Source organism: Actinoplanes sp. NPDC024001 (genome assembly GCF_040638955.1).
Lineage (GTDB): Bacteria > Actinomycetota > Actinomycetes > Mycobacteriales > Micromonosporaceae > Actinoplanes.
Genome location: NZ_JBEZZB010000096.1, coordinates 32,901 through 40,652, shown reverse-complemented (window position 1 = coordinate 40,652; position 7,752 = coordinate 32,901). Strand labels below are relative to the sequence as shown.

The window sequence follows — 7,752 nt, the reverse complement described above, 5'->3', positions numbered from 1 at the left end:
CGCGCCACATCCCCGGTCCGATACATCCGCTCACCGAACGCGAACGGCGACGCCACAAACCGGTGCGCCGTCAACCCGGCCCGGCCCGCATACCCACGCGCCACACCCGCACCCGCGATATACAGGTCACCCGCCACACCCGGCGGAACCGGCTGCAGGAACCCGTCCAGCACGAACACCTGCGTGTTCGCGATCGGCCGGCCAATCGACACCACACCGGCATCCACCACCTCCGACGCCGTCGACCAGATCGTGGTCTCCGTCGGCCCGTACACGTTCGTCACCCGCCGCGCACCCACGGTCAGCGCCCGCGCGACCTCCGGCGGCAACGCCTCACCACCGACCAGCACCGTCAACCCGGCGACCAGATCCGGCTGCTCGGCGAGCAGGGCCTGCCACAACGTGGGCGTCGCCTGCATCACCGTCACCCCGCTCCGGTCGACCAGCGCCCGCAGCCGTGCCGGGTCGTGCACCACATCGCGGCTGGCCACCACCACTGCGGCGCCGCTGAGCAGCGGCACGAACAACTCCAGCGCGGCGATGTCGAACCCGACCGTGGTCACCGCCAGCAGCCGGTCCGCCGGGGTCATCGCGACCCGGGCGCACATGTCGGTCAGGAAGTTGACCAGGGCTCCGACCGGCACCACCACACCCTTCGGCGTGCCGGTGGATCCGGACGTGTAGATGACGTACGCCGCGCTGTCCGCCGTCTGACGGCCGGACAGTGGACGGTCGTCATCACCGACCGGCGAGCTGAGCACATGCGCGGCACCGCTGTCGGCCACCATGAACTCGATCCGCTGCGCCGGCAGATCCGGATCGATCGGCAGATACGCCGCCCCCGTCTTCCACACCCCCAGCAGTGACGCCACCACCTCGACGCCGCGGTCCATCACCACCGCGACCACCGACTCAGCACCGATGCCCTGACCGATCAGATACCGCGCCACCCGGTTCGCCGCCGCATCCAACTGTCGATACGACCACTCCACCCCATCCGCGATCACCGCGACCGCATCCGGCGTCGCCGCCACCTGCCGCTCGAACAACTCCACCACCGAGGCATCCACCACCTCGACCGCCGTGTCGTTCCATTCAGACACCACCCGCTTCCGCAGGTCGGGTTCGAGGACTCGTACGGTGTCGATCGGGGTTTCGGGGTTGTCGTTGAGCGCGGTGACCAGGTTGTCGACGGTGGTGCACAGCAGCCGGCCCACCGCGTGCGGGTCGACCGGTTCGGCCACCTCCACGGTCAGCGTCAGGTCGCCGGTGCCCGGGTCGTTGACCGACAGGGTCAGCGGGTAGTTGGTCCGCTCCCGGGCCACGACGCTCCGGATGCCCTCCGGCCCGCGGCTGGGCTCGGTGTCCTGCACGGCCGGCCCCTGCGCCAGGTGCCGGTAGTTGAACAGCGACGTGAACAGCGGCGCGTTGTCGGCGACGCCGCTGGCCTGCTGCGCCACCGCCAGCGAGGCGTGTTCGTGTTCCAGCAGCGCGGCCAGCTGTGCCCGCATCTGCTCGACGGCGGCGCGGGCGCCGACCCGGCCGGTACGCACCCGCACCGGCAGCGTGTTCATGAAGGGGCCGACCACCCGGTCAGCGCCCTCACCGGCGTTCATCCGGCCGAACAGGACGGTGCCGAACACCACGTCGTCGCGGCCGGACAGCACCGACACCACCCGGGCCCACGCCACGTGCAGCACCGTCGCGGTGCTCACGCCCAACTCGCGGGACACCTCGCGCAGCCGGTCCACCACGTCGTGCGGCACCGGCACCAGGACCGAGGACGATTCCTTGCCGTCACCGCGGACGTTCATCAGTCCGTACGGCGCCGTCGGCTCGGTGACGTCGCCGAGCAGCTCGGTGAAGAACCGCTCGTGCTCCTCCCGCGGCACGCTGCGCGCCTGCGCCACGAAGTTGCGGAACGGCAACGCGGGCGCCAGATCCTGGGTGTTCCCGGTCAGGATCGCCCACATCTCCGCCATCAGGACGTCCATGCCCTGGTGGTCCTGGAGCATGTGGTGCATGCGGACCAGTCCGAGCCAGCCGTCGCCGACCTGGGCGGCGTGCACGCTCATCAGCGGCGGGCGGCGCAGGTCCATCGTCGAGCCGACCAGGTCGGTCAGCTGCTTCGCCGGGTCCGGGTGGCCCGCCTCGAGCTCATGGGTCGTGACCGGCACCGTGGCGTTGCGCCAGACCACCTGGACCGGCTCGCGCAGGTCCTCCCACACCACGCCGGTGCGGTAGATGTCGTGCCGGTCGACGACCTGCTGCAACGCCTGCGCGAAGCCGTCGAGCCGGGCGCGGGTGTCGAACTCGAACACCCACGTCAGGACGTACGGATCCTCGCCGCCCTCGGCCATCAGGTGGTGGAACAGGAGGCCTTCCTGCAGCGGCGCGAGGGGATAGACGTCGGCCACGTTCGCCGCGCCGCCCTCGACGCCGGCGACCACCCGGTCGATCTCGGCCTGGGACAGCTCGACCAGCGGCAGCATGTCCGGGGTGATCCGGTCCGTGCCCTCGGGGATCAGGTTGTCCGGGACCTCGACGGCGTCGACCGCGGTGGCCGCGGCGAGCCCGGCCGGCGTCGGCGTCTCGAACAGTGCCCGCACCGACACTGCGACATCGCGGGCGCGCAGTTCCTCGACCAGCCGCACGGCGAGCAGGGAGTGCCCGCCGAGGCGGAAGAAGTCGTCGTCGACGCCGACCCGCTCCAGGCCCAGCACCTCGGCGAACACCGCGCACAGGATCTCCTCTCGCGCGGTGGCCGGGGCCCGGCCCGCACCAGCCTCGTACTCCGGCGCCGGCAGTGCCCGCCGGTCCAGCTTGCCGTTGACCGTCAACGGCAACCGGTCCAAGGCCACGATCGCCGAGGGAACCATGTACTCCGGCAGCCGCTGAGCCGCGAACTCCCGCAGCCCCGCAACGTCAGGCACCACGTAGGCGACCAGCCGCTTATCGCCCGGCACATCCTCCCGGGCCACCACCGCGACCTGCTCCACCTCCGGATGGTCCTGCAGCACCGCCTCGACCTCACCCGGCTCGATCCGGAAACCACGGATCTTCACCTGCTGGTCCGCGCGGCCGGCGAACACCAACTGCCCGTCCGCCGACCACTTCGCCAGGTCACCCGAGCGATACATCCGCTCACTGACCCCGAACGGCGACGCCACAAACCGGCTCGCCGACAGACCAGGCTGACCCATGTAGCCACGGGAAACCTGCACACCGGCGACATACAGCTCGCCGACCACGCCCGGCGGCACCGGCTGCAAATGCTCGTCAAGGACGAACAGTGACGTGCCGGCCAGACCGCGACCGACCACACTGCCGGCCTCGGCGCCGGTGAGCTGCCAGATCGTCGAGTGAACCGTGGTCTCGGTGATCCCATACATGTTGATCAGCTGCGGACCACCCTCGGTCAGCCAGCCGTACACCCGGGCGGGTTCCAACGCCTCGCCCGCGAACACCACCAGCCGGACCCGGCCGATCGGCGTCGGGGCCGCGGTCAGCAGCTGGTAGAACGCCGACGGCGTCTGACTCAGCACCGTCACCTGCTCACGCTCGATCAGCTGAGCGAAGTCCTGCGGCGACCGGGAGACCTCGTAGGACACCACCACGACCCGGGCCCCGTGGACCAGGGCACCCCACAGTTCCCACACCGACACGTCGAACGCGAACGAGTGGAAACACGCCCACACATCCGTCGCGGCCAGCTCGAAGGAGTCGCGGGCCGCGTCGAGCAGACCCAGCACGTTGCGGTGAGTGACCACCACACCCTTCGGCGTGCCGGTCGACCCCGACGTGTAGATCATGTAGGCCGCCGAGTCCGGGGACACCGTCACCGCGAACGGCTCGGTCGACAGGTCCGTCAGGTTGTCCAGCAGCACCGTCGGCACCGCTTCAGGGACCAGCGGCGCGCAGACGGCCGAGGTGACGACCACCGCGGCGTGCGCATCGGCCAGCACCGCGCCGACTCGCTGCGCCGGCGATCGCGGGTCGACCGGCACATAGGCGGCGCCGGCCTTCATGATTGCGAGCAGCGACACCACCACATCAGCGCCACGCTCCAAGACCACACCCACCGCCGAGCCGGGCGTGATACCCAGACCGGCAAGATGTCGGGCCAGACCATTCGCCCGAGCGTCCAGCTCCCGATAGGTCAGCGACACCCCGTCGGCCACGACCGCGACCGCATCCGGCGTCGCCGCCACCCGCTGCGCGACCCGCTCCACCACCGTGCCCTCCGGCACACCGAAGGTCGGAACGTTCCACTCGGACAGCACCCGGGCACGCTCGTCAGCATCCAAGACCTCGATCGCGCCGAGCCGCACCTCCGGCGCCGCCACCACGGCCGCCAGCACCCGCTGCAGAACGGTCACGAGCCGCTCGGTGGTCGCCCGGTCGAAGAGGTCGTCCGACGCGATCAGCCCACCGCGCAGACCCTCCGGCCGGCCGTCCCCGTCGAACGTCTCGGCGATCACCAGGTCCAGGTCGAACCGGGCCGCCATGGTCGTCTCGATGCCCGTTCCCGGCGCTGCGCCCGAGCCTGCCCGGGGCAGGTTCAGCGCGCCGCGCTCGGTGTTCTGCACGGTCAGCACGACCTGGAACAGTGGGTGCCGGGCCAGCGAGCGGCTCGGCGCGAGTTCCTCGACCAGCCGCTCGAACGGCACGTCCTGATGGGCCAGCGCCCCGAGCGTCGTCTCCCGCACCCGGGCCAGCACCTGCCGGAACTCCGGGTCGCCGGACAGATCGGTGCGGATGACGAGGGTGTTGACGAAGAACCCGACCAGATCGTGCAGGGCCTCATCGGTACGACCGGCGACCGCCGATCCGATCGGGATGTCGGTGCCCGCACCCAGCCGCGACAGCGACACCGCGAGCGCGGCCTGCAGCACCATGAACGTGGTGACACCCTCGGCCCGGGCCAGCTCGGCGAGGCGCTGGTGCACCTCGGCCGGCACCTGCAACGGCACCTGGTGCCCCCGGTGCGAGGCCACCGCGGGACGCGACCGGTCCACCGGCAGCGTGAGCTCCTCCGGCGCGCCGGCCAGCCGGTCCCGCCAGTACCCGACCTGGGTCGACAGCAGGCTGTCCGGGTCGGAGTCCGACCCGAGCAGCGCCCGTTGCCAGGCCGCGTAGTCGGCGTACTGCACCGGCAGCGGCTCCCAGACCGGCGCCGCGCCGCGCAGCCGCGCCTCGTACGCCGTCGACAGGTCCCGGGTCAGCGGAGCCGTGGACCAGCCGTCACTGGCGATGTGGTGCACCACCAGCACGAAGACGGACTCGCCGGCGCCGTTCTCGAGTAGCCACGCCCGGATCGGTATCTCGGTCGCGAGGTCGAACGCGTACTCGGTCGCCTCAGCCACCGCCCGGCCCAGCTCGTCGGCGCCCACCGCACGGACCTCGAGGACCGAGGCCACCTCGTCACGATCCAGAATCTTCTGGTACGGCTCTCCGCCCGCCACCGCGAACACCGTCCGCAGCGACTCGTGGCGGCCGATGACGTCCCGCAACGCGGCGTCCAGGGCGTCCACGTCGAGGTCGGCGCCGAGCCGGACCACGGTCGGGATGTTGTACAGCGGACTCGGACCCTCCAGCTGACCGAGGAACCACAGCCGCTGCTGCGCGAACGACAGCACCGGCCGCTCCGCGCGTTCCCCGGCTCGCAGCGCCAGCCGCGCCCGGCCGGCGTCGCCGCCGGCCAGCCACGCCGCCAGCCCCGCCACGGTCGGGGTGTCGAACAGCGCCCGCATCGGCAGTTCGACGCCGAGCACCGCCCGCACCCGCGACGACAGCCGCACCGCGAGCAGTGAGTGCCCGCCGAGGCGGAAGAAGTCGTCGTCGACACCGACCCGCTCCAGGCCCAGGACCTCCGCGAACACCCCGCACAGGATCTCCTCCTGCACGGTGATCGGGGCCCGGCCGGCGCCCGTGCCGGCGGCGTGCTCCGGCGCCGGCAGCGCCCGCCGGTCCAGCTTGCCGTTCCTCGTCAGCGGCAACCGGTCCAGCACCACCACCGCGGACGGCACCATGTAGTCCGGCAGCCGCTGTCCCACGAATTCGGGAAGGCCGGTGACCTCGGTGTCCGCTTCGGCCGGCACCACGTAGGCGACCAGCCGCCGGTCACCCGGCGTGTCCTCCCGGACGATCACCGCGGCCTGGTCCACGTTCGGGTGCGCGCTGAGAGCCGCTTCGATCTCACCGGGCTCGATCCGGAACCCGCGAACCTTCACCTGCTCGTCGACGCGGCCGAGGAACAGCAGCTGCCCGTCGGCGGTCCACTGGGCGACGTCGCCGGTGCGGTACATCCGGCTGCCGGCCGTTTCCGCGGACTCGAACGGCGACGCCACGAACCGCTCCGCCGTCAGTGCCGCCCGGCCCACGTATCCCCGGGCGACACCGGCGCCGGCGATGTACAGCTCGCCGGCCACTCCCGGGGGCACCGGCTGCAGGCGCTCGTCGAGGACGTACAGCTGGGTGTTGGCGATCGGCCGGCCGATCGGCACCGTGTCACCGACCTCGTCACCGGCCGCCACCTCGAACACGCAGCAGCCGACCACCGTCTCGGTCGGGCCGTACTCGTTGACCACGACCGATCCGGGCGCACGCTCCAGCCAGGCCCGCACCGAGGCGCCGGGCAGCGCCTCGCCGCCCACCACCCAGGTCCGCCCCGCTGCCGCCACCTGCTCGTCGGGCAGTGACGCGACCAGCAGCGGCAGATGCGCGGGGACGACCTTCACCAGCCCGAAGCCGCCGCGCTCGGACAGCAGCGTGGCCAGTCCGTCGGCGTCGCCGGCGCGGCTGACCACCACCGCCGATCCCGACACCAGCGGCGCCAGCACGCTCGTGACGGTCAGATCGAACGCCAGGGAGGAGTGCAGCGGCGCGCCGCCGCCACCGGGCACCATCCGGTAGGCGTCGACGGCCCAGACCAGATAGTTCGTCAGCCCGCCGTGCGTGACCGCCACACCCTTCGGCGTTCCGGTCGACCCGGACGTGTAGATCACGTAGGCCAGCCCGGACAGGTCGGCCGGCACGGCCGGGTCGGTGTCCGGCTGGGCGGTGACCATTGCCGTGACCATCCGGTCGTCGAGGGCGACCATCCGCACCCGGCCGGCCGGCAGGTCGTCCAGCACCTCCTCGGTGCCCAGCAGCAGCGCCACCCGGCAGTCGGCGAGCATGAACGCGATCCGGTCGGCCGGCAGTTGCGGGTCGATGGGCAGGTATCCCGCCCCCGCCTTCCACACGGCCAGGATCGCGGTGACCATCTCGACGCTGCGGGGCAGGCACAGCCCGACCACGGACTCCGCGCCGACGCCCTGGCTGATCAGGTAGTGCGCCAGCCGGTTCGCCGCCGCGTCCAGCTCCCGGTACGACGTCTCGACGCCGTCCTCGACCACGGCCACCGCGTCCGGAGTCGCCGCCACCTGCCGGTGGAACAGCTCCGCCACGGTCTCGGCCGGGGTCGCGACCGCGGTGTCGTTCCATCCGAGCAGCACCTGCTGCCGCAGGCCGGCGTCGAGCACCGGCACGCTGTCCACCGGCGTTTCCGGGTGCTCGTGCAGGCTGTCGGCCAGCGCGCTGACCAGGTTGTCGACCGCCGTGCACAGCAACCGGCCCACCGCGTCCGGGTCGATCGCGGTGACCGCGAGCACGGTCAGCGAGAGTCCCCTGGCGTCCAGGTCGTTGACCGACACGGCCAGCGGATAGTTCGTCCGCTCCTTCGTGACGAGGCTGCGGATGCCCTCGGGC

General features: G+C 71.9%; 1 protein-coding gene (cut by a window edge). It reads right to left on the bottom strand.

Annotated elements, in window-relative coordinates; translation table 11 throughout:
- The coding region annotated (locus AB0F81_RS31515) for a non-ribosomal peptide synthase/polyketide synthase (RefSeq protein WP_360203099.1) crosses the window boundary (this coding region is incomplete at its 3' end): on the bottom strand, positions 1 to 7,752 show 7,752 of its 27,758 nt. 20,006 nt of the annotated region lie beyond the right edge of the window.